Here is a 22,691-nt window from a genome sequence, read left to right on the forward strand (position 1 = left end):
GGCACGGCCGGCGAACGGGCATCACCGGGCCGGGTTCGCCTTATCTCCGACCCTTAACCTTCGATACCCAGTCTAACAGACCCGTCATGACCTGCCTGTATCCTTTAGGTAGCGTAGTCTAATAAGAATCGTTATTATTTGAACTTCAGCTTTTATTCCCGGGAGAATCCACCGTGCCTGAATCATCCGCCACTGTCAGCGCCGCAGGTCAGTTTGGCCCCATCAGTCAGCTCCTGGATTACGGCGGCCCGGTCATGGGCGTGCTTCTGGTCCTGGCCTTGATTGGCCTGGCGACCTTCATCTACGTCGTACTGGTCGGCGCGTTGTTCGCGCCGCGCAGCTCACGCCGGATTCGCGCCGAAGTCGATCAGTGGGAATCCGCGCCCTCCCCGGAACTGGCTGACGACATCCACGCGACCCGTTCCGGACTGAACCGGTTCAACCCCCTGCCGGCCCTGGTCGAAACCGCCATGCGCGGCGCGCTGGGCAGTGCGTCGGAAACCCAGCAGCGTGAAAATATCGCACGCCTTGCCCAGCGCGCCCTGCAGCCGTTCGAGTCGCCTCTCAAGATTATCGAAGTGATCGCCGCCCTGGCGCCCCTGCTGGGCCTGCTGGGCACGGTGATGGGCATGATGGAGGCCTTCAGCACCATGGCGTCCACGGAAGGGCGCGCCAGCGCCAGCCAGCTCAGTGGCGGTATTTACCAGGCGCTGATGACCACCGCGGCGGGCCTGGTCATCGCCATCCCCATGGCGGCCATGGCCGCCTGGATCGAGTTCCGCCTGCGCCGCCTGAGCAGTCACATGAACGACCTGCTGGTGCGGGTGTTGTCGGTCACCGAGGACATGCACCAGGCCCCTCAACCGCAGGTACAGAGCGAAACCAGGCAGGAGCAGGTCGAACTCAGGGAAGCCGGCGAGGAGAAGCGGTTCGCCCATGCAGCTGGTTGATCCCCGTCCGCGCCGGCGCCTGCCGATCCGGATGACCCCGTTGATCGACGTTGTCTTCATCCTGCTGGTGTTCTTCATGGTGACCTCGCGCCTGGCGCCTACCAGCCACCTGGATCTGGACAACCGCACCGGGACCAGCGGCGGCGGTGAAGAAGGCGAGCCCCTGCCGGAGCTGGTTATGGAAGCCGACGGCCGGATCCAGTGGGATGAACGCACCCTGAGCGCGACGTCGCTGGCCGATGCGCTGCTGCGCGCCGGCGAACGCGAAGTGAACCTGGAAACCGAAGGCGATGTCCCGCTGGGCACCTTCACCGCAGGCCTGACCCGGCTCCAGTCAGCGGGCATAAACACCCACTGGCGGCGGACCTCACAGAGCGATACAGACGTAAACGACCCCCAATGAAGCCACTGCTCCCCCAATCCCAGGACGGTGACGGCCGTAACCTGCTCGATCGCGTGGAAGACGCGATGCTGCCGCTGATCAACCTGGTCTTCCTGCTGCTGCTGTTCTTCATCGTGGCGGGGCATCTGACCGACGATCCGTTGCCGACACTGCCGGGCACGGCAGAGGAAGGCGAAAGCAGTGCGCCGAAAGCCGACATGATGGTCACCGCCGACGGCGACTGGCAGATCGGCAAGCAGGTCGTCCCACGCGAGCAACTGTTGCAGCAGTTGCCCAGGCCCGATGCCTCCCGACCGCTGCGTATTGCGGCCGATGCCGGCATTACCCTGGACGATCTGGAGAGCCTGCTACACACCCTGGAACAGGCCGGTTACGACAAGGTCACCCTGCTGACGGAGCCCAGACTGTGAGCACCGCTATCCGCTTCGTCTTCGCCATTGTCGCCCTGGCCATCGCCCTGGGGGTGGGCTACCTTTTCGCACGCTCGTCGGAGACCATCCCGGCGCCCAAAGGCAATGGCAACGTTACGGCACAGGCCGTTATCAGTCTCAGCCTGGCCAGCCCCAACGCCGAGCAGGCCGCCACCGGCGACCCCGAACCGACGGCGGAACCCCAGAAACCCAAACCGGAACCGCAGGCGGAACAGCCGCCTGAACCTGAACCTGAACCCAAACCCGAACCCAAGCCGGAACCGGAACCCAAACCGAAGCCAAAGCCAAAGCCAGAGCCAGAGCCGAAACCGGAGCCTAAACCAAAACCCGAGCCAAAGCCGGATCCGAAGCCAGTGCCCAAGCCGGAGCCAACGCCCGAGCCCACGCCCAAACCGGAACCCAAGCCCGATCCAAAACCGGAGCCCAAGCCAGAGCCGGAACAAACCGCCCGGGCGGCGACCGACAGCGCAACCGCCCCAGGCGCGACAACGGCCGAGAAGACATCCAGCTCGTCAACGCAAGGCGAGCCGGGTGCGTCCCAGCCGCAACAGGTGGAGCTGACCGCCGGGCGCTCCGACGCCGAGGACAGTTACCTGTCGAAACTCAACCGGCACCTGGCGCAGCATTACGAATACCCACGCCGGGCGCGTCGCCGTGGACAGGAAGGCACACCGGTGGTACGCTTCGAGTTCGATCGCCACGGCGACCTGATCTCCGCGTCCATCGCGACCAGTTCCCGCTTCCGCATCCTGGACGAAGCCGCGCTGGAGATCATCCGCTCCAGCGACCCGCTACCGGCCGTGCCGGACAGCATGCAGGGCAAGAGCTTCGCATTTACCATCCCGATCCGGTATCAGTTGCGGTAGGCGCCAATCACGCTCAGCCCTCCGGACAGACCGCCCCGGTATCAATCCACGCCTGGGTCAGTTCCCCGAAAATGGCCTGGGTCCCGGGCACGGGAATCCGCCCTTCTCCGGGATGCCAGCCCCAGCCGACCAGGCCGTCTTCGGCGTTGTGTTTCTGCAGTTCCTCCAGCGTCATGTGGCTGCGTTCGGGGTCTTTGAGCTGCTCGCAGATCTGGGCGAGGCTCTTGCCCTCCCAGGCCATGGATGCCGGCGCCAGCCGCCAGCCCGGGTGTCCGGGAATGGAGCCCTCGGCGGTGTCGAAGGCCACGTTCTCTTCGCCGTGGCAGGTGGAGCAGCGCATGCCCGCAGCGCCCATGCCACCGACGCCCCGGACGACCGGTGGCTGGTGCGCCTGCAGGCTCATGCCCTGCAGCGGCGTGTCGCCCCTGGGATGGCAGGCCACGCAGCGGGGATGGGTCAGCACCTTGCCCATTTCGTTGAACATCGCGACAGAGCGCTCGGCAGGCTCCTGGATGTCGGCAAACGATTCGGGCGAGCGCAGTGTGTCGCTCTCTGCCACCGGCTCGTCAGCGGCGATGGCGGAGCCGATTTTCAGGCTCAGAGCCAGCGACACGAGGGCGGCACAGGCGATGGCTATGATGGTACGAGTCATGGTGTCGCCTCCTCAGCTGACGATCGGAACCAGGGGTAACCGGTAAACGCTCTTGCCGGTCAGCCGTCGCCAGGCGTTGGCGATGGCCGGGCCGGAGGGCGGTGTGCCGGGCTCCCCCACACCGGTGGGCGGTTCGGCGGAGCGAATCACTTCCACCTCCACATCGGGCATTTCGTTGATGCGCAGGGAGCGGTAGCGATCGAAGTTAGCCTGCTCCACCCGGCCGCCGTCGCCGAGGGTGATGGCGTCGTAGAGCACGGCGCCGATGCCATAGCCGATGCCGCCTTCCATCTGGGCGCGGATAACGTCCGGATTGACCGGCACGCCGCAGTCCACCGCACACCAGATCTTATGCACCCGCGGTTCGCCCGAGCCGTTGTCGGACACTTCCGCGATCTGCGCCACGAAACTGCCGAAGCTCTTGTGCACAGCCACCCCTCGGGCGCGCCCGTCCGGCACGCTGCCCGCGGCGTCGACCATGTCGGCCACCTTTTTCAGCACGCCGCTGTGCCGCGGGTGCTTGTCACCCAGCAGCGCCAGACGTCCTTTCACCGGATCGGTCCCGGCTCGTTCCAGCAACTCATCCAGGAAGGTTTCGTTGGCGTAAGCGTTGTGGGTGTGTTCCACGGACCGCCACCAGAGCGCGGGCACGCCGTTGTCCATCAGATGCTGCCCCACCCGCAGGTTAGGCACCCCGTACGGCAGCTCCTTGGAGCCTTCCACGGCGGTGGCATCGATGCCGTCCTTGATCATGAACTTCTCAAACGCGGTGCCTTTCATGAACGACTGCACCGCAATCTGCTGATCCCAGGCGACGATGTTGCCGTCGCTGTCCAGCCCGCCGCGCAGGCGATGCACCGCCAGCGGTCGGTAACGGCCGCCCTGGATGTCGTTTTCCCGGGTCCACATCAGTTTGACCGGGCGCTCCGAGCCCAGCGCCTTGGCCACCTGGGCCGCTTCCGCCGCAAACTCGCCACCCGGTTGTGCCCGGCGGCCGAAGCTGCCACCGGCGTATTCGGTGTACAGCGACACCTTCTCCGGCGGCACGCCGAACACCTGGGCGATGGCGCCATGGTCCATGGTCTGGATCTGCGTCCCCATCCAGGCCTCAACCAGGCCCTCCCGGAAGCGGATCACAGCATCGAGGGTTTCCATCGGCGCGTGCGCCAGGAACGGGAAGTAGTATTCCGCCTCGATCACGGTGTCGGCGGAGGCCAGGGCCGCCTCCACGTCGCCTTCAAGCCGGGCGTCCAGCCCCGGCTGTTTCACAGCCTGGCTGTAATCCTGCTCCATCCGCTGGGTGGAGCGGGTTTCCCCCTGGCTCTCATCCCAGGACACGTTCAGCGCCTTGCGGCCTTTCAATGCGGCATGGGTGTTCTCGGCGTAGACGGCCACGCCGGCGGGCACGGTCTTGACGTCGATAACCCCCTTCACCGCCCGCGCGGCGGCATCGTCCACCGAGGCCACGGTGGCGCCGAAGACCGGCGGATGCAGGATGGTGGCGACCACCAGCTGCTCGGGATAACGATCCAGCGTGAACATCTGTTTGCCGTCGGATTTGTCGCGGGAATCCAGCTTCGTCAGCTGGGTGCCGATCAGCTTGAAGTCGTCCGGTGATTTCAGCGGCGGATCGCTGGGAGGCGCTACCTGCGCCGCCTCCGCCACCAGTTCGCCAAACGAAGCGCTGTGGTCACCGTGACGGACTTCGCCCCTCTCGACGGTGATCGCCGAAGGCTCCACCTGCCAGCGCTTGGCGGCCGCCTGCACGAGCATGGCCCGGGCCGCCGCCCCGGCCTTGCGCATCGGCTCGTAGGAGCTGGCCATGGCGGTGGAGCCGCCGGTGCCCTGTAAGCCGAACAGCGCGTTGGTGTACTTTTCGGTATTGGCTGGGGCCAGTTCCGCCTTCATCTGGCCCCAGTCCGCGTCCAGCTCTTCCGCCACCAGCGTGGCCAGGCCGGTCACCGGCCCCTGGCCGAACTCGATGTGTTTGACGATGACCGTCACCGTGCTGTCCGGATCGATCCGGACGAAGGCGTTGGGCGCCATGGCCCCGCTGTTGGCCGCCGATGAGGCCGCTTCTGCGAACGCCCGCCCCGGCAGGTGGGCCCCGATGACCAGACTGGTGGCGACCGCCGCCGAGCCCTTGAGGAAACCGCGACGGGTCAGCCCCCGCTCCTGCGGCGTCTCAACGCGAAATGGATACGTCATGGATCAGCCCTCCAGCGTCTGCGCCGCCTGGTGAATGGCCTTGCGGATGCGCACGTAGGTGGCGCAACGGCAAATGTTGCCGGCCATCGCCTGGTCGATGTTGTCATCGGTGGGCTTGGGGATTTCCCGCAGCAGGGCGGCGGCGGACATCACCTGACCGGACTGGCAGAATCCGCACTGGGGCACGTCCAGCGCCACCCAGGCATCCTGCACGGCCTGGGCTTCGCGCCCGCCCAGCCCCTCGATGGTGACCACCTGACCACCGTCCACCTGCGAGATGGGCGTGATGCAGGAACGCCGGGTGAGCCCATTCATGTGGACGGTACAGGCGCCGCACTGGGCGATGCCGCAGCCGAACTTGGTGCCGGTCAGTCCAAAATGATCGCGGAGCACCCATAGCAACGGGGTGTCGGGCTCGACGTCCGCGGTCACCTCTTTGCCATTGAGCTGGAACGTGAATGCCATAACGGCCTCCCATCAGGAACAGCCCGACTGATCGGCGCTGCCTACGAAAAGGGGCAACACCGGCAACCGTCGGGCTCTTTTATTATCGGGAACGACTGGCTGGATCCCGGCTCGGGGCAGAAAGCATGCTCGGCCAGTCATTGCTGTTTGGAGCGTTCCTTTAAAGCTAGTCAGGCGACGTAGCGCTTACAAACCCAATCCTTGGCAAATCCTGCAGCAGGTTTGGACAAGTCAGCCGGACTTCCGGGGTTGCCTCGACGACCCGGGGCGATTATCGTTTTCGGGAGTCACGCCTACCGATCGCAGCTAACCATCGAGCTCATGCCAGTCAGCCCGGAAACCGCACAGCAGATTGCCCAGCTTATGGGCAGCGCCACCGAAAACGTTCTCTGGCAACCGGCCCGGGACTGGGTCCGCCAGCGCTCACGCAAGAGCGAGCTGACCTGCCGCGCCGGTCGCGGGCAGGCCACCTACCACCGCTTCGATCCGGCCAACGGCGAGCACCTGATCACCTACGGCCAGCGCATGGTGGCCGCCAAGTTCGAAGCCCACAGCAGCCAGGGCTGGCTCTCCACCCGTGAAATCCAGCGGCGCGGCTACTTCGACGGCGAGGTGTCCACCGCCAACCTGCTTGCCCACACCTGCTGCCACGAGTTCGCGCACCTGCTGCAGAGCATCAGCGGCGGGCGCCGGCACGGGTCGGTTCACAACGCGGCGTTCTACAAGATCCTGGATGAACTGCACGCCAGCGGCGGCGCCCGCGCGGTGCGCCATCACTTGGTCGATCAGTGCGAAGGTCGGGGCATCGTTTTACCGCGGGAGGAGATGGATCTGGTCGCCGCGGAAGCCGACAGCCGCCGGTTTGCGGTGGGGGATGATGTGCGCTTCGGTCATGAGGAGCGCCCCCGGGAAGGGCGGGTGATTCGAGTCAATCGCCGGACCTGTACGGTGCAGGGCACCGGCCGCTGGCGTGGCGCGCGCTACCGGGTGCCGCTGTCGATGCTGACGCACCGCTAGCGTCCCTTACCCTTCCTGCTCCTGAGCCCCTTTCCCTAAATACGGGGATTGTTCACCCGGCTTCCTGCGTCACCGACGGCTCGGCCAGGCATTTGCGGATTTCCGGTATGCAGGAGCCACAGTTGGTCCCGCACCTGAGTTTGTCCCCCAGGGACTCGACCGAGTCGGCACCCGCCTCGACCGCCGCCTCGATCTGTTTCTGCCCCACCTGGAAGCAGCTGCACACCACCGGGCCGATGTCCGGCTGATCGGCATCGCGCCCGGCCAGGATGGCGCGGCGCTCGTTCGCCGACAGTGATTCGCGGGCGAAACACCCGGCGAGCCAACCCAGATCCGGAAACGCACCCCCGGCGGGCTCAACCATCAGCAGGGCCAACAACCGGCCCTGATGAAAACGGGCCGCCCGGTAGCGCCCGACCCGGGCGTCGGCCATTTCAATCTGGGGCCGCCCGCCCAGCCAGCGTCCGGCCCAGTCCGGCCAGTCGGGTGTCTGTTCCCCGGCCAGCCACCAGCTTTCGCAGCCATCCAGCGGCACCCGGGCCCATTGCTCCGCCTGCCAGTAGCGGGGGAAATCCGGACTGCACAGGATGCGCGCCTCCCAACGGGTGTTGAGCGCCGTCAGGCGGGCCACGCCGTGCTTGGACTCCGGTTGCCCCGATACGGGGTCCACCACCGCGCCCATCAGCCGGGATGCCAGGGCGTCGCTGGCAAACTGCCGGTTCCAGTGGATCGGCACGAACACCTCGCCCCGGCGCTGTTCCGGTACCGACTGGATGCGGCCGGCGAAACGCCCCCAGGGTCCGTCGAGCTGGCCCAACTGCCCGGCCTCCAGACCCAGCCGGGCCAGATCGTCGGGATGCACCTCGATGAACGGCTCGGCGCGATGCTGCCAGAGACGCGCGGCGCGGCCGGTGCGGGTCATGGTGTGCCAGTGATCGCGGATGCGGCCGCTGTTGACGATCAGCGGGTAGTCCGCGTCCGGGCGCTGATGCGGTGATTCGGGGCTTATGGCAACAAACCGGGCCCGGTGGTCCGCGGTGGCGAACCGGCCGTCGCCGAACAGGCGCGCGCGCCCCTCCGGATGCTGCGCGTTGACCGGCCACTGGATCGGCGCCAGCGCGTCGTAATCGGCGGCCGGAATCCGGCTCAGGCCGCCGAGGTCGAAGGCCCGCTGCCCGTCGTTCTCGAACGCCGACAGCGCCGCGTGCTCCCGAAAGATATCCACAGGCGCCTGATAGTCGAACGCCGCACCGTGACCCAGCGCCTGCCCCATCCGGCTGATGATCCACCAGTCGGGTTTTGCCTCGCCGGCCAGCGGCAGGAAGGCGCGCTGCCGGGAGATACGGCGTTCCGAGTTAGTCACCGTGCCGTCCTTTTCGCCCCAGCCGGCGGCGGGTAGCTGGATGCGGGCGTAGGCGGCGGTGTCCGTGTCCGCTACGCAGTCGGAGACGATGACCGTAGGGCAGCGTTCCAGCGCCTCGCGCACGCGGTCGTTGTCGGGCAGGCTCACCGCCGGATTCGTCGCCATGATCCAGAGCACCTTGATGTCGCCGCGATGCACCGCGTCGAACAGGTCCACCGCCTTGTAGCCCGGCCCGTCCGCCAGCCCCGGCGACTGCCAGAAACGCGTAACCCGGTCCCGGTCGGCGGGCTTGTCGTAATCCATATGCGCCGCCAGGGTGTTGGCCAGTCCGCCCACTTCCCGACCGCCCATGGCGTTGGGCTGGCCGGTGATGGAGAACGGCGACGCCCCGGGCTTGCCTACCCGACCGGTCGCCAGGTGACAGTTGATCAGGGCGTTGCCCTTGTCGGTGCCCGAGCTGGACTGGTTCACCCCCTGGGAGAACATCGTCACGGTGCGGTCGTGCTCGGCAAACCACTGGAAGAACCGCAACACCTCGGCTTCGTCCAGATCGCACCCGGCCGCCACCGCGGCCACGCTGGGCGCAGTCTCTCTCGCGGCGACCAGCGCACGGTCGAAGCCTTCGCAGTGATCGTCGATATAGTTCTTGTCCAGCCGCCCCTGCTCCGCCAGCCAGGCCAGCAGCCCGTTGAACAGCAGGGCATCGCTGCCCGGGCGCAAGCTCAGATGCAGGTCGGCCAGATCGCTGGTGGCGGTGTGGCGCGGGTCGATCACCACCACGCGCCGGCCCGCCGGCGCGGCGGCCTTCATGCGCTGGAACAGGATCGGGTGGTTCCAGGCGGCGTTGCTGCCCACCAGCACCAGCAGGTCGGCCAGCTCCAGGTCCTCGTAGCAGCCTGGCACCACGTCCGCCCCGAAGGCCCGCTTGTGGGCGGCCACGGCGGACGACATGCACAGCCGCGAATTGGTATCCACGTGGGGCGTGCCGATAAAGCCCTTGGCCAGCTTGTTGGCGGCGTAGTAGTCCTCGGTGAGCAGTTGGCCGGACAGATAGAAGCCCACGGACCCCGGCCCGTAAGTCTCGACTGCCTCGCGGATGGCGTCGGCGCCGGCCTGGATGGCCTGGTCCCAGGACACCCGTTGTCCGTCAACGCGCGGGGCCAGCAGGCGCCCGTGGTCGCCGAGAGTCTCGTGCAGGCTGGAACCCTTGACGCACAGGCGCCCACGGTTGGCCGGATGGCTGTCGTCGCCGCGAACCGCGCCTCTGGGATCAGCCAGTACGCCGCAGCCGACGCCGCAGTAGGGACAGGTGGTTTTGCAGGTTGTCATTGCCTCGTTGCTCACGGACCTTTGCTGCTCCCGGTCCGGCACCCATAAAAAAACCCGGGCGCGACGACGGCCTGGAAAACTGGCCTCGTCACGCCCGGGCTTCGTTGCCTGGACCTTGTCGGCGCCGACGGGCGATTCTCGCCGCAGCCTGCGCAAAATGTATCTGTCCATGTCGAAAGCAAGTTTAAGGCCAGACGAAACCCCACGATTCCCGGGCAAATCGGCCCAGCCAGCACCCAAAACAGTGCAAAGCGCCCAAAATTGAACCGGTTTGGATCAACCAAAACCGGCCCGGCGCCAACCCCTGACTTTCTCAATTATCGTAAAAAATCAGCATTTCAGAGACTTACTGAAATAACCCCGGGATCTGGTCAGGAAGTTGCTTATTCCCGGACAGACATCCGAGGACATAGCCATGAACGCTTTTGAACCACTCCGAATCCTGTTGATCGACGACGACACCGAGCGTGCCGACACCGTCCGCAAGGCGCTTGAGGCGGAAGGCCATGAGGTCATCAGCCACCGCCCCAACGCGGTCGGCCTGACCGCTGCGGTGGCCCGCGACGAGCCGGACATGGTCATTATCGACATGGACCTGCCGGACCGGGACACCCTGGAAAACATGAGCACGCTCAACGACCATGCGCCGCGCCCGATCGTGTTCTTCGCCCAGGAGCAGAGCGACCGCAACACCATCCAGGCGGCCGTGCGCGCCGGTGTGAGCGCCTACGTGGTGGACGGCATCCAGCCGCAACACGTGCGCGGCATCATCGACACCGCCGTGGCCCGCTTCGAGGCGTTCCAGTCCCTGCGCGAAGAGCTGCAGGAGACCCGCACGCAGCTGGAAGAGCGCAAGTTGATCGACCGCGCCAAGGGCCTGATCATGAAACGCGAACAGTGCGACGAGGCCGAGGCCTACCGCGTGCTGCAGAAAGCCGCCATGGACCACAGCCTGCGCATGGGGCAGATTGCCCAGCGGGTGATCGACATGCTCGGCAAGGATGACGCCGGCAACCTCCAGCGCGCATCCTGACGCGGGAGGTACCGATGGTGGCCGACCCGATTCCGCTGCACCGCCGCAAGGGCTTCAAGTTGAGGCTGGGCTTCGTTCCGCTGCTCGACAGTGCGCCGCTGATCATCGCCCACGAACTGGGGCTGTTCTTCCGCGAAGGCCTGGACGTGGAACTGGTCCGTGAAGGGTCCTGGGCGTCCCTGCGCGACAAGGTGTCGTTTGGCCTGCTGGACGGGGCCCACATGCTGGCACCCATGCCGCTGGCCATGGCCCTGGCCATGGATCGCCCGCGCGTGCCCATCACCACCGCCATGGTGCTGAGCCGCAACGGTAACGGCATCACCGTGTCCACGTCCCTCTATCCCAAGCTGGTGTCGGCCGGCGCCGATCGCAACGACCCGCTGGCCTCAGCCCGCGCGCTGGTCGATGTGGCCCAGCGTCGCGGCTCGCCGATCCAGCTGGCGTCGGTCGCGCCTTGGTCAAGTCACGACCTGCAACTGCGCGACTGGGTCGCGTCAGCCGGCCCGGACGCCCGCCAGCACATCCAGATCGTTCCGGTTTCCCCCATCCAGATGATGGACGCGTTCCGCGCCGGCGCCATCGAAGGCTGCTGCGTGGGCGAGCCCTGGAACAGCCTGCTGGAATGGCAGGACCTGGGCGTCATCCTGCACGCCGGTCACCAGATCTGGCAGAACTCCCCGGAGAAAGTGCTGGGCATGCGGCAGGACTGGGCCGAACAGCATCCGGAGATCCATCGCCGGCTGATCCGCGTGCTGCTACGCGCCTGCCAGTGGCTGGACGACCCGGACCACCATCCGGCCCTGCGCGACATCCTCTCGGACGAACGCTACCTGGGTAACCAGGTGCAGGCCCTGGACGGTCACCCGTTCTCCCTGTTCCATCCGCGCCTGCACCAGCACTTTTTCCGCGACAGTGCGAACTTCCCCTGGCTGTCCCAGGCTCACTGGCTCACCACGCGCCTGGCGCGCTGGGGCCAGCTCGACGACGCCAGTGCCGAGGACATCCGCACCATCGTCAAACCGGCCATCTTCCGGGAAGCCGCCCGGGATGCCGGCATCGACACGCCCAAGGTGGACGCCAAAACCGAGGGCAATCATTACCTCAGCCACGTCATCGAAGGCCGCGAAGGGCCGGTCAACGTGGCGGGCGATACGCTGATCGGCGAGCAGATTCACCGCTGGCCGGGCTAGCCCGCCGCGCGCTGCTCCCTCTGAAGAACCGCTTGAAAACCTCCGAAAGCGCCCTGCCCCGACCGCTCCCAACCCGGCGACTATTCTTCCGCTGGCTCGTCGTCACGCACCCGCATAAAACTGGCGAAACGCGGCAGGCCGGTGGATGTGTAGCCGTAGAACTTGTAGGTGACCGTCGCCCCCATCGCCGGCGGATGCGCCCGCTGCTCGTCGCTGAAGCCCGTACCCAGCTTGAATCGCCGCCCGTCCGACCGCTCCACCACCAGAGCGCCCAGCATGCCCTCGTATTTGCCCTTGCCGGGTGAATAGCCCACTACGTCGGCTTCCGCGTCCTGGTACTTTTTCACCTTCAACAGATCGTCGTTACGGCCGGCGTGGTAAAGGCTGTCGCTGCGATGGAGCATCAGCCCTTCGGCGCCAGCGGCCACCACATCATCGAGTCGGTCCATCAGCGCCATGTGAGTGGTGCCCCGGGTTTGTTCGATCATCGCCAGGTAGGGCGATGGCGAGGGTTGCAGCAGACGCTGCATCGCCGCAACGCGTTCCGAGAAGGGGCCGGGATGCGCCGGCAGGTCGAAGATCTCGTAGTGGACCTGACGCCATTCGGCATCCACCGGCTCAAGCTTGCGCACCACCCCGGACAGCTCGGCGAAGGTGCCGCGCCCCATCCAGAGCTCGCCGTCCATGGGCGTGTCCGGAAAATCCCGGGTGAACCAGTCGGGCGCGTGAAAGCGGTGGCCCTGGCGCGAGACGAGCTTGTCACCGTCCCAATAGGCGCGCACGCCGTCCAGCTTTTCGCTGACCCAGTAGTCTTCCAAAGGCACGCCCTGCTCGTACACCTGGGCCAACGTGAGCTGCGGGACACCGGCCATCGCCGGCCCGGCCAACAGAAAAACGAGAACGAGAACAAGCAAGGACGCCCACGGGCGCGGGTGGGTATGGATCATGGCACACTCCCTGTGTCATTGAATGAAAACGTGTGTGGTCAGCGGCCCCCTCCGTGAGGCCGGCTGCCCATCGGCTGTTTACAGGCGGCGATCAGAGCCCGTGCACGTGCACCGTCTCCTCCTGCAGCTTCTTGCGCATGTCCATCAGCCGCTGGGCGGAATCCCGCTGCTCGATGTCGATCGGATCCGTCGGCACCCAGGCCGGGATCGGACTCGGCTGGCCCTGATCGTCCACCGCCACCATGATCACGATGCAGCGGGTGGTGGTCGACCGCTCCGTTTCCGTCGGGTGCCCGGCTTCCACATCGATGGCGATGTGCATGGACGTGTTCCCGGTGAGCACCACCTTGGCATTCACCTCCACCAGATTGCCCACCAGGATCGGCTTCACGAACCGGATCCCGCCAGCGTAGGCGGTGATGCAGTACTTACCGCTCCACCCCGCAGCGCAGGCATAGGCTGCCAGATCGATCCACTTCATCACAGCCCCGCCGTGGACCTTGCCACCGAAGTTCTGGTCGGTCGGCTCGGCAAGGAATCTCAGGGTTACTTCACGTTGGGTTCCGGGCATGGCGGTTGGCCTCTGTTGTTGACGGCTGTCTGATGCGGGTTTGTCCGCTTCCATAGCGGTAAGGATCGGTTATGGGGGCGGGTTTTGCGAGGTGGCTACAGTTTCGAGGAATATCGCGGGCCAAGCAACGGTTTAACGGCCTTCGGCTTGCCGACTGAGATCATTAACGGGGTGGGAAGCAAAACGAACTTCCCGTGCTCGCTTTGCTCGCCATAAAAACGCATGGCCTAACTACTCGAGTAAACGACCTTGCCGGCCATGATATTTTCCCGGCTCAGCATACTCATCATTCGCACGTTGAGGTTCATTTCGCTCTCGCGGGCCTTGAACGTCTCATCGTCCATATCACGCCAATAACGTTCGGGGCGGTTGGTTTGACGATCGTGCTCGGCGGTCACCGGGTCCTTGTGACGATAGGGTTCCAATACCGGAATATCAGGCAGGGGTCGGCTGACGTCCATGTAGTTCTGGATAAAATCCCACATGGCATAACAGGACTCCGGCAGGCTGTGATCGCCCGTCGCTGCCCCGATGTCGACTTCGCATTGGCTATAACGGTGGAAAAGCCGCAGCCGGTTCAACGCACCATAGCGGTCTGCTCGGGCGCTGACCCAGGCATCGAACTCGATAAACGGGAACTGTTTGGCATCTGGCTTGCCGCGCGGAAAAAACGGGATTTTGAACGGGTACTTCCAGACGGTCACGATACCGGTGCGTCTGTTGAGTTCCCATATGGGACCTTTTCCGGCTTTGAGAATCCAGCGTAGACAATGCTTGATCAGAAAGTCCGATATCAACCAGATTCCCCCAGGAATCCCAATCAGACAAGCGAAAAACAACCAGTGATTGATGATATCTTGCCAGTAAGCATCGTTCGAAGTAGCAGACCAAGCTAATAGCAATGTAACGATCGTAAGTGGGACCAAAATTTTCACAGCAAGCTTAGATAGGCCCTCCATCAAATCCAATATCTGAACCCTTTTCGCTAATGGGGCAAAACGAAAACACTCATGATCCATTTCCCCTTGATCATTAATACTGTCCAACACGTTGCCATACTGCTCGACTCGACGCAGTAGTTGTGGTGTTGCGACTGTGTAAATCCTATCAGGCGCGACGTCGTCAGCGTTTCCCCATGGCAACCTGACTGACATCATGCGTTTTAGCGCCGACTGGTTTGGGTCCGAGTGCTGCGGACGCTGCTTTGGCAGCTTATCCGGATGGTAGGCTGAATTCCCATAATAACCATCAACCCCGTCTTTCATTGCCGCCATATTATTCACTAAAAAGATCCGCTCTCAGGCTATACCATCGCCGCTTCACGCAGGTTTGGAACACTGGCTTCCATCTTGTCTTCGAGGGTATCCCACGGAAACTCCCTGATCTTCTTCAGATGGGCCGGGTACCCCTCGCTTTTCCACCCATTCAGATCGAGCGTCAGCCAGTAATCGTCTGGGCGTCCACGCTTGCCAGCCGCATCAAAAGCAGCGGTGGTGGGGTCCTTGGAACGATAGGGTTCCAAATCCGGTATGTCCGGCAAAGGCTGGGTCACATCCATATAGCGTTGGAGTTGATCCCAATGAGCATAGAGTTCGGCTTTGTTGGCCTGACCTACTTTAATCACGGTGGTCTGCCAACCGGAATATCGATGCTGAAGAAGCAGCTTATAGGTAACCGCCGCGTTGGGCAGGGTCTGGAAGGAAATATAGGGATCAAACTCAATGAAGGGGGCTTCAAACGTTTGCTCGCGCCAAGTACGGAATTTGACCATGCCAGTGGCGCGAAAATAACCGCAACCCAGATCTTTCATGATTAAACTTGGATTGCGTTCGAGAACCCAGACAAATGGAAATCGAAAAAATAAATGCAAAACGATGGCTCCGAAAATAAACTTCAAGCCAGCAAATAAGTACTCGACCTGCCCCTCAACGACATACAAAAAAATCGGAGCCAAAACGACACAGGCCATAATAGCTTTGAAAAGCCCTTTATCAGCAAAAGAACCAGCAAGCTGAAGCAATATCTGCCAACGCCCCTTGATCATATCTTTAGGTTTTTGCAGATGCGTCCAGGCCGATCCTTCAAAGAAGGACTTATGTTCATTGATTCTAGTTTGATAACCCTCTACATGTTCTGGCTTTACACTGGCCTCCAGGCCTGAATAATTCCCCCAAGGCAACCGCTCCAAAAAATCACCGGCCTCAACCGCTTTGGCGATACGTCCTTTTTCTTCCATGGGCTTCTGTTTTGGAATTGCATCACTGCGATAGGCATTGTTGCCGTAGACTTCTTCTAAATCCATTTCTTCAGGCATGAGAATCGATGTCCACATCATTCAGGATTTAGCTAATGGCGCGGGTTTCAAACTGTCTATAGAACGTTCCCAAACTTTAACGTCAGGCGTAGGCCACCAGATCGATCCACTTCATCACAGCCCCGCCGTGGACCTTGCCACCGAAGTTCTGGTCGGTCGGCTCGGCAAGGAATCTCAGGGTTACTTCACGTTGGGTTCCGGGCATGGCGGTTGGCCTCTGTTGTTGACGGCTGTCTGATGCGGGTTTGTCCGCTTCCATAGCGGTAAGGATCGGTTATGGGGGCGGGTTTTGCGAGTTCAGGCAAAATACCAGAGCGCGTGGCAATGTGGCGCAAGGGTGGGGGGGCAAGGCACCACGGTGCGGCCACTGGAAAACGGTCGCAACGCGATCTGTTGAGTCATATCCTTCGAGTGACCACGCGTCACCGGTACGAAACGGTATGGCCGGGAAAACAAAATCTACGCGAAAATCAGGCCAAAGCGCCAACTCCAACTGGTCAAGCCATCTCATTTGAAGCTATACGCTCATTGAGATGACTTGACCGGCCGTCCCTTTCGTCCACCCCGCTGCTGTTTTTCTTCCGCGCCGTCCGCCCATTGGGAAAGCGGCCCCATCTCGGCGAAGTTAAGACCTCGCGCGTACGCCTTGGACAGCCGCTCATTGGTTTTTTGCAGCGTTTCCGAAGGCTGAGCCCACTGGGATTCAGGTAACGACTCGGACCAGGCTTTGAGTTCGTCCGGCACTCCTTTCAACGCAATCTTCCGGCTGCGGCGTTCGGTGACGATGTGGGCCAGATAACGCTGGAAGAACCAGTCGCCGACCTTTTTCCCCAGCCACGGCAAGAATGACATCTCCTGCCGGGCCTTCCGGCAATTGGCCTTGTAGTTGGCCAGCGTTTCGTCGTTGCGTGGGTCCGGGCAGGCGTCCGGTCCATCTTCCATAAAACGGCGGATGCATTCCCATTGCGCCAGGCCGGCCGTCTCGTGGCCAACGTTGATGCGAGCGGCGGCCAGCGCCGTTTCCGGGTCGTCCTCTCTAGGTATGGCCAAGGTCAGAACGGCCGTCTGAGTCATGAGGTTGGGGCCGAGGTTCGTCTGGTTTTCGATGAACGCGACGAGTTTCTCCCAAGGATAAATCTCGTAAACAATCCGTGAACCAATTTTTTGCTTTAGGCGAAGACCGTAGAGTACGTAGACACCCACTAACAATAGCTCAATCACCAACACCGTAAGCGATGATGCAACTAGAGTCCGCGTATATTCAGGCGAGCCAACATCTTGAAAAAGCGGAGCGAAAACCGAGACACAAGTGAAGACCAGAAGCAAGTAAACCCTAATCCCAGACTTTTTCCCCCAGAACCGCAGATTCGTTACTTGGTCCTCTGTCCAACGGGGAATCGCGACTTGGCGGCGCTGGCGGTTCAGTCGGATTGGGGGGGCATTTTTAACTGCTTGGTTTGCCTGAAAGTGAACATATAGCCCCCAAGGCAAGGACACTAGCAAGTTGCAGATAAACACGAACAACGGCATATCCCATTTCAAACGCCCCTGCTCAACTCCAATGGCGGTCGTCAATCCGATACCTGCCATTATCGTAAGAAAGCTCAAGCTCAAAAACATGAGAGAAAGCTCCGCACTGAAGAGCAAATTACCGCCCTGAAGATCGAGCCAAACGTCGCTCTTTCTTCGCAGCCAGTGATTCACATCGACCGCACGGGCCGCAGTTGTTGCCGGGACAGGACTCAGAGCCAGAATATGGCCATTCTTGACAGTCCGACGTAAGCCGGGCTCCCAAGCCGGTTCCGAAACATTTTTTAGATCCATTGTCTTTTCCATAACTAAGAATTGGCGGGATCATCAACCAGCGAATGGAACTCGGTGATTACTGAAGTCATTTGGCTATCTGGCTCTTCCATGGGCTGAACTTCTTTCCATTCTTTTGTTTCATTCGCCCCAACCATTGGCAGATTGCCTTGCTCATGGAGCATAAGCTTGTAAAAGCAAGCACTATCATCTTCTGGCAGCCAGGACGACGCCTCTGCCGCTTTATAACGAAAGGCAAGATAGAAGCCATCTGTCGATTCCAAATCAGAGCCGGTCAGGGATACTGTGAGGCTTACTCCGGCCTGCCCGAGGCTATGTTGGACAACGGCCTTTTCCCAATATTCGCGATCTTCATCCAACGACGTGCCTCGTTTACGAAAGACGGCCCACTCAAAATTGGCCGCTTGAATTGCCGACAAACCCGGCAACTCAAGCCGGAAGGCACAATAACTCATCTGACCACTGAGAGACTCTTTCTCTGCCATCACCGACAGTGTTGGCTTATAGATCAACTGTGCCAGTTCTTGCCGCTGCTCGTCAGCATTCCAGCTGCGCGAATCATCGCCCCAATAACACTGCTCACACCAGTCCTGCACACCGCTGCGCGCAAAGTAATTCTGCAGCCAGTTACCGATGAATACGATTATTGTTCCTATCCAAAGATATGCATTTAGCCCTCGGAACAGTCCGCCAGCCAGTTCAAGCATTCCGCTTTGAACTGACTTCCAAGTTACATCCATAGCACTTTTTTGAAGAGCTCGAACAATACCAGTGGAACCTTCAATTGCCATCTCAATGCTGCCGTAACCCAAAAACACGTCACCAACAAGAGTGACACCACCGCCAACTCTCGTCCCCACTGAGTTCTTTGGGTCGACGATCGTATTGTATTGCTTAAACGAATCAGCTACGGCCCCGATAAAACCAGCCCAAGCAGCAATAGTACCGCCCCAAACATTGACGCGCGCTAATCTTGTTAGAATCCCATCTGCCTGCGTAACGTGTTTGTAGTAGTAATTCAGACGAGAACTCCCAATGATTGTCAACACGCTGGCCGCCGCACCAATCGTTCCAGCTGTACCAGCGACGACATCAGGCAAACTTTCTCTACCTTTGTCGGACAAAAGTTTTTTATAAGCATCCCATGCACCGACGGCGCTAATTAATCCCAAAAACGAAACCAACCCCATTCCGCCTATCCGCTTTGGCATTTCAACTGGATCCGAGCCATGCATGATTCCGCGGCCGTAATCCCAGATTTTGGTGAGGCCGCCGCGCTGGCGGTAGCGTTCCATCTTCTCCAGCTCACTCTGCACCGAACGCCCAAAGTCCGTACGACTCAGACCTCCAACAAGCAACGCGCCGGTGTGTTCACCGCCCTCGAATGGGGATGCATCCAGCAGCGAGAACCCCCGCTCTTTTAACTGCTGAGCGAGGTTGTATTTTCTCGCACGAACGTCGCGGACTCGTACATCGTATTCATCCTTGTGCTTTCTTCGTGAACGGGTATCCGCCTGACGATGCGCGTTTTCTAATCGCTTTTCTTCGTCGAACGCTTCCTGGTGCCGAGTTGACAAATGGTCGATTTCATCTACCAGCGCTTCCAGTTTTACCAAAGTTTCCGTATCAGCAATATTCAGATCAACGTTATACAGACACTGACTTTCGAAGATGTAAGCCCTTAAACCAGGGTCCATTCGCTGGAAGACCCCTCGGAGACGACCATGCAGATCAGCCTCGGTGGCCGCTTCCAAGAGGTTATAGATCTCCAGTCGAGCTGGAATGTTTTTTATAGCGAGATAATGACTGAGCTCTTCGGCCGCTCCTTGGGGTAATTCCGGGAAACGAAGGTAAGGGCTTTCCTCCATAAGACGAACCCATTCCTCGTAGGCCGCAGGCCCGCCCTTGGCATCGAGAAAGCTTTTTAACGCGTCGACCAGATCCTTAACGGTCCCGGAAAAAATAGCGGGTTTCAGGTCGAGAGAGATCAGGTGTTGATGACCGAATTCTTCAAAATAAAACTTCTTGATGAACGTAAAATCGCCCGTTGATTGAGCGTATTCGCCCAAAATGGTGACCAGGGAATTATTGATTCCCAGTAGGGCAAGGTAAGTCTCCTCATTTTCACGGTCGTAGAGGTGGCCATGGAGATAGAAGCTTTCCAAAAGTAGCTTTATATCTCCGACGATTCGCTCTTTTTCGCCTGTGTACTTCTCCAGATCCTGATGGGCCTGATCCAGATACTCTTTCATCTCGTCCAGCCGAACCAGATCCGCAATCCCCTGTTTGCCGCTCCAGTTGGACCCTTCGACGAGGTTTTCCTGATAATCAGCCAGGTTTTCAACGGCTTCGAGCACATCGTCCTGCTCGATCCCTAACTCGCTTCCCAACGCCGAAGCGCTGCTCTTCATCTGTTCAACGCGCTCGCGATCCGGAGGCAGATAACCGTAGCTGGTGGGACCTCCAACTTTGTTAGCGCTCGCTCGATAGGCGGGCAAATCTTCCAATAGCTGTTTAAACCAGGCTTTTTGTTCAGCGGTCGCCTCTGCGATTTTCCCAAAGACGACCTTGGCCTCCTCATTATCCGTTTGGTTTGCGAACGCTGCAGCGACTTCACCGATTCGCTGACCATCCAGGCGAATCAGATCGCTGATGAAGCAAGCCGGATAATATTGCGCGTCTTCCCGCTCGAGCCAGGCGTTGTGATTCGTCTCAACGATGGCCCAGGCATCCAGCAGTTCTTCAATGTGCCCCGTCATGTCGTCAACCACGAGGTAAGCATGATCCTGCTCGTAGGCAGGCAAACGATGTGCGAAAGGTTCGCGCTCGCCATCAAGCGATTCCTGTGCCCAGTACCAGGCACCCAGTTCCACCTGGCCATCCATTGGGACGTCACGCTCTTCGGGATGAGAAAGCAGTTCTTCGAGATCGGCTTTGCTGAGCAGGTGACTGCTACCGTCTAACGGACAGTTGGCTGACAGATCCACTTTTCGCATGACTTGATCTCGGTAGTCGCGCCACTGGATCAACATGCTGCATTTCTTGGCTGTTAGCTGCTTGGAAGAGAACAGGACGTCAACATGCCCCCTGCGCGGCACCACGATAGCCGGAGTATCGGATGATCCTTGCCGCTCATCCTGGGCCGCTTCGCCGTCCTTCCATAGGATCTTCGTAACGGCGCCGCCACTGGTTACCTCGTACTCGTGCAAAATATCAGGTGCGTCTGAGTGGAAAAGGTACAGGTAGCCGTCTCTAGCTTGCCGCACACCAACGGGCTTAAAGTTGAGATCGAAAAGCGCATCCAGAGCCGGATTGCTGACCTCCGCCTCTACGTAGGCGTATCGAACCGGAATCAGTTGAATATCGGTTCGGGTCAGAGGGCAAGAACCTTGCGCCGTGACGTCGTCCAAGCTTTTGCGATCAGCCGCAGCCAACGGATTATTCTGTGCAACTCCCATCAGACGGCACTCCCTGACTGTTCCATGTCGCTGTCTTTTACTTGTTCCTGAGCCGTAACCGCGGCCTGATACGCAGCGGTTTCCGGGTCATCCTGTCGTTCGAAAAGGTGTCTATAGATCGAGTGGAGAGGTATATCGGTCGTATTGGGCATACCGATGTAGCCATACACGTTGGCCCAATGCGTTAGGGCACGTTTTGAGGTATAGCCATTGGAAAGGGCCTGACTGCAGAGGTATTCGAGGGATTCAACCAATTGCAGCCTGGGGGTTTGTTGAGAGCGATTTGGGAAAAAGGCATCGATATGTTGGACCTGTTCCACGACCAGGCGCCTGCGATCCACATGCTCCATCTGGTCGATTAGCGGATCCGTCAGCTCGACAGTTTTCACCTTGTCTTTTTCGACAGCCCCTTGATGATCAGGCGCGTCCAAGTGGATCCATTGCCCCTTCAGACTGTCTGGTATCGCTACGGCCTTAATCGACCCCCAAAAACTCGACAGTGATGCAGCGCCGTCAGCGCCCAACAACGCGTGCACTACGGCTGGATCCGCAAAGCGTAGCATCAGGTCGTATCCCAGCGGGTGACGTGCCAGTATAAAATGCCGAAATTGCTCCGCCAGAGTGTCCAGGGCGGTATCGCTGCTAACCAGATAGCCACTCTCTTCAATCGCTTTGCTCTGGACAAAGTCACCCAGAATCCTGCTGTTCTGATCGACGGCAATGAGTAAAGGCCCAACATCCGCGACGGACGCAAAATCAGTTCCGAAAAACAAATTCGCGTAAACCGGCGTTTCTTCGATGTCGTACAGCCTTCGCTCGACGCCCTGCCAACGACTGCCATCCACCATGAGGTAATGCCACTGCCCTGGGGGCAGAGTTCTCAGACCGCGATTCCAGTCCACCGCTTCAGACATTTTCAGAACCCGCATCGCCGGCGCTACATACCGATGTCAGCGCCTTGCCCTGCTGCAAGGCGGAGCGCTGCGCTGGTGCATCGAAGATCGTGCGCTCTGGGACGTTCGCGAGGGCGACCGGCTCGATTTTTTCATCGGTATGCGCCGCCACCCCCTGAGGCACCTCCGGCACCTTCGCCGCCTGCCCCGAGCCACTTCCGGCCGAGCCGCCGGCGTTGAGGTTGATCGCGGGGCCACTCAGTGCCACGCCGCTGGGGTCGATCTTGACGAAGCTGCCGCCGCCTTTGAGGGTGATTTCGGCGCCGGCTTCGATGACGGCTTTCTGGCCGGCCTTGACGTGCAGTTCCTGGCCGGATTCGCTGAGCCAGGCGGTGCCGGCCTTGATGTGGAGGCTGCCGGTGACGTCGAAGCTGTGGTCCGCCCCGACCTTTTCCCGCTTCTCGCCGGTCACGGTGCTGTGGTCGTTGGCCTGGATCTGGGTGTAACGGTCCTTGTCGACGGTCAGGTGGCTGTTGTTGTGGACCACCTCGGTGCGGTCGTTCTCGGTGAGCAGGTCCAGGTCTTTCTGGGCGTGGACGTAGATCTGTTCTTTATCGGCTTCGTCCTCGAAGCGCAGTTCGTTGCTGCCCTCGCCCTTGTGGGTCTGGGTTTTCAGGGTGGTTCTTGTCTTGTGTTCCGGCAGCGCGTAGGGCGGCGTGTTGGTGGCGTGGTAGGTGCGCCCGGTGATGATCGGCTGGTCCGGGTCCCCGTCCAGGA

General features: G+C 61.0%; 20 protein-coding genes. 7 read left to right on the top strand and 13 right to left on the bottom strand.

Translation table 11 applies throughout. The features are described 5' to 3' along the window. Positions 1–173: 173 nt before the first annotated feature. From GQB00_RS12605 to GQB00_RS12620, 4 genes are read left to right on the top strand one after another with little or no spacing between them, the layout of a single operon-like run. Complete coding sequence (locus tag GQB00_RS12605; RefSeq protein WP_204355692.1) at positions 174–950, top strand: MotA/TolQ/ExbB proton channel family protein; 777 nt, start codon at positions 174–176, stop codon at positions 948–950. Beyond that, entirely contained in the window at positions 937–1,353 is a 417-nt protein-coding gene (locus tag GQB00_RS12610) for an ExbD/TolR family protein (protein ID WP_165856453.1), read from the top strand. The genes GQB00_RS12605 and GQB00_RS12610 overlap by 14 nt, the downstream gene beginning before the upstream one ends. Next, positions 1,350–1,763: an ExbD/TolR family protein gene (locus GQB00_RS12615; protein ID WP_165856454.1), complete on the top strand. Its 414-nt coding sequence runs from the start codon at positions 1,350–1,352 to the stop codon at positions 1,761–1,763. Before GQB00_RS12610 ends, GQB00_RS12615 begins: the two co-directional genes overlap by 4 nt. Then, on the top strand, positions 1,760–2,650 hold the full coding sequence (locus GQB00_RS12620) for an energy transducer TonB (protein WP_165856455.1): 891 nt from the start codon (positions 1,760–1,762) through the stop codon (positions 2,648–2,650). The genes GQB00_RS12615 and GQB00_RS12620 overlap by 4 nt, the downstream gene beginning before the upstream one ends. Positions 2,651–2,663: 13 nt before the next feature. Here the strand turns inward: GQB00_RS12620 and GQB00_RS12625 are convergent, their stop codons facing one another. Genes GQB00_RS12625 through GQB00_RS12635 form a run of 3 tightly spaced genes read right to left on the bottom strand, consistent with a single transcriptional unit; the run spans position 2,664 to position 5,975 of the window. Beyond that, complete coding sequence (locus GQB00_RS12625) at positions 2,664–3,302, bottom strand: Isoquinoline 1-oxidoreductase subunit (RefSeq protein ID WP_207950683.1); 639 nt, start codon at positions 3,300–3,302, stop codon at positions 2,664–2,666. A gap of 12 nt (positions 3,303–3,314) precedes the next feature. Continuing rightward, complete coding sequence (locus tag GQB00_RS12630) at positions 3,315–5,510, bottom strand: xanthine dehydrogenase family protein molybdopterin-binding subunit (RefSeq protein ID WP_165856456.1); 2,196 nt, start codon at positions 5,508–5,510, stop codon at positions 3,315–3,317. 3 nt (positions 5,511–5,513) lie between these two features. Beyond that, a complete protein-coding gene (locus GQB00_RS12635) occupies positions 5,514–5,975 on the bottom strand; it encodes a (2Fe-2S)-binding protein (protein ID WP_111493198.1) in 462 nt (153 codons plus the stop codon). Positions 5,976–6,224: 249 nt separating this feature from the next. Between GQB00_RS12635 and GQB00_RS12640 the strand changes: the two genes are divergently transcribed. Continuing rightward, positions 6,225–6,992: a hypothetical protein gene (locus GQB00_RS12640; RefSeq protein WP_228276708.1), complete on the top strand. Its 768-nt coding sequence runs from the start codon at positions 6,225–6,227 to the stop codon at positions 6,990–6,992. A gap of 52 nt (positions 6,993–7,044) precedes the next feature. Here GQB00_RS12640 and GQB00_RS12645 read toward each other — a convergent pair whose 3' ends face one another. Further along, positions 7,045–9,684 carry a nitrate reductase gene (locus GQB00_RS12645; protein WP_165856457.1) on the bottom strand — a complete coding sequence of 880 codons (2,640 nt, stop codon included), beginning with the start codon at positions 9,682–9,684 and terminating at the stop codon, positions 7,045–7,047. 415 nt (positions 9,685–10,099) lie between these two features. Between GQB00_RS12645 and GQB00_RS12650 the strand changes: the two genes are divergently transcribed. Then, entirely contained in the window at positions 10,100–10,717 is a 618-nt protein-coding gene (locus GQB00_RS12650) for an ANTAR domain-containing response regulator (RefSeq protein ID WP_165856458.1), read from the top strand. A gap of 14 nt (positions 10,718–10,731) precedes the next feature. Then, on the top strand, positions 10,732–11,907 hold the full coding sequence (locus GQB00_RS12655) for an ABC transporter substrate-binding protein (protein ID WP_207950684.1): 1,176 nt from the start codon (positions 10,732–10,734) through the stop codon (positions 11,905–11,907). Between the two features lie 80 nt (positions 11,908–11,987). Here GQB00_RS12655 and GQB00_RS12660 read toward each other — a convergent pair whose 3' ends face one another. From GQB00_RS12660 to GQB00_RS12700, 9 genes are all read right to left on the bottom strand, one after another. Further along, positions 11,988–12,854: a DNA ligase gene (locus GQB00_RS12660; protein WP_165856459.1), complete on the bottom strand. Its 867-nt coding sequence runs from the start codon at positions 12,852–12,854 to the stop codon at positions 11,988–11,990. Between the two features lie 91 nt (positions 12,855–12,945). Further along, complete coding sequence (locus tag GQB00_RS12665; RefSeq protein ID WP_111493188.1) at positions 12,946–13,425, bottom strand: acyl-CoA thioesterase; 480 nt, start codon at positions 13,423–13,425, stop codon at positions 12,946–12,948. A gap of 227 nt (positions 13,426–13,652) precedes the next feature. After that, entirely contained in the window at positions 13,653–14,708 is a 1,056-nt protein-coding gene (locus tag GQB00_RS12670) for a hypothetical protein (protein ID WP_165856460.1), read from the bottom strand. Positions 14,709–14,728: 20 nt separating this feature from the next. After that, complete coding sequence (locus tag GQB00_RS12675; RefSeq protein WP_165856461.1) at positions 14,729–15,739, bottom strand: hypothetical protein; 1,011 nt, start codon at positions 15,737–15,739, stop codon at positions 14,729–14,731. A gap of 82 nt (positions 15,740–15,821) precedes the next feature. Further along, positions 15,822–15,944 carry a hypothetical protein gene (locus tag GQB00_RS21960; protein ID WP_266096042.1) on the bottom strand — a complete coding sequence of 41 codons (123 nt, stop codon included), beginning with the start codon at positions 15,942–15,944 and terminating at the stop codon, positions 15,822–15,824. A 320-nt stretch (positions 15,945–16,264) separates the two neighbouring features. Then, complete coding sequence (locus tag GQB00_RS12685) at positions 16,265–17,563, bottom strand: hypothetical protein (RefSeq protein WP_165856462.1); 1,299 nt, start codon at positions 17,561–17,563, stop codon at positions 16,265–16,267. A gap of 14 nt (positions 17,564–17,577) precedes the next feature. Then, a complete protein-coding gene (locus tag GQB00_RS12690; RefSeq protein WP_165856463.1) occupies positions 17,578–21,021 on the bottom strand; it encodes a toxin VasX in 3,444 nt (1,147 codons plus the stop codon). Continuing rightward, positions 21,021–21,935: a DUF4123 domain-containing protein gene (locus GQB00_RS12695; RefSeq protein WP_165856464.1), complete on the bottom strand. Its 915-nt coding sequence runs from the start codon at positions 21,933–21,935 to the stop codon at positions 21,021–21,023. Before GQB00_RS12695 ends, GQB00_RS12690 begins: the two co-directional genes overlap by 1 nt. Beyond that, the coding region (locus GQB00_RS12700) for a bacteriophage T4 gp5 trimerisation domain-containing protein (protein WP_165856465.1) at positions 21,928–22,691 on the bottom strand (764 nt) is incomplete at its 5' end. The genes GQB00_RS12695 and GQB00_RS12700, both read right to left, overlap by 8 nt.

Origin of the sequence: Marinobacter sp. JSM 1782161, from assembly GCF_011421605.1 — a bacterium.
Classification (GTDB): Bacteria; Pseudomonadota; Gammaproteobacteria; order Pseudomonadales; family Oleiphilaceae; genus Marinobacter_A; species Marinobacter_A bohaiensis.

Coding starts and splice junctions, on each gene's coding strand:
- GQB00_RS12650 (WP_165856458.1), top strand. CDS start 10,100: ATGAACGCTTTTGAACCACTCCGAATCCTGTTGATCGACGACGACACC.
- GQB00_RS12675 (WP_165856461.1), bottom strand. CDS start 15,739: ATGCCTGAAGAAATGGATTTAGAAGAAGTCTACGGCAACAATGCCTAT.
- GQB00_RS12695 (WP_165856464.1), bottom strand. CDS start 21,935: ATGTCTGAAGCGGTGGACTGGAATCGCGGTCTGAGAACTCTGCCCCCA.
- GQB00_RS12625 (WP_207950683.1), bottom strand. CDS start 3,302: ATGACTCGTACCATCATAGCCATCGCCTGTGCCGCCCTCGTGTCGCTG.
- GQB00_RS12645 (WP_165856457.1), bottom strand. CDS start 9,684: ATGACAACCTGCAAAACCACCTGTCCCTACTGCGGCGTCGGCTGCGGC.
- GQB00_RS12655 (WP_207950684.1), top strand. CDS start 10,732: ATGGTGGCCGACCCGATTCCGCTGCACCGCCGCAAGGGCTTCAAGTTG.
- GQB00_RS12665 (WP_111493188.1), bottom strand. CDS start 13,425: ATGCCCGGAACCCAACGTGAAGTAACCCTGAGATTCCTTGCCGAGCCG.
- GQB00_RS12690 (WP_165856463.1), bottom strand. CDS start 21,021: ATGGGAGTTGCACAGAATAATCCGTTGGCTGCGGCTGATCGCAAAAGC.
- GQB00_RS12630 (WP_165856456.1), bottom strand. CDS start 5,510: ATGACGTATCCATTTCGCGTTGAGACGCCGCAGGAGCGGGGGCTGACC.
- GQB00_RS12610 (WP_165856453.1), top strand. CDS start 937: ATGCAGCTGGTTGATCCCCGTCCGCGCCGGCGCCTGCCGATCCGGATG.
- GQB00_RS21960 (WP_266096042.1), bottom strand. CDS start 15,944: ATGCCCGGAACCCAACGTGAAGTAACCCTGAGATTCCTTGCCGAGCCG.
- GQB00_RS12685 (WP_165856462.1), bottom strand. CDS start 17,563: ATGGATCTAAAAAATGTTTCGGAACCGGCTTGGGAGCCCGGCTTACGT.
- GQB00_RS12615 (WP_165856454.1), top strand. CDS start 1,350: ATGAAGCCACTGCTCCCCCAATCCCAGGACGGTGACGGCCGTAACCTG.
- GQB00_RS12635 (WP_111493198.1), bottom strand. CDS start 5,975: ATGGCATTCACGTTCCAGCTCAATGGCAAAGAGGTGACCGCGGACGTC.
- GQB00_RS12660 (WP_165856459.1), bottom strand. CDS start 12,854: ATGATCCATACCCACCCGCGCCCGTGGGCGTCCTTGCTTGTTCTCGTT.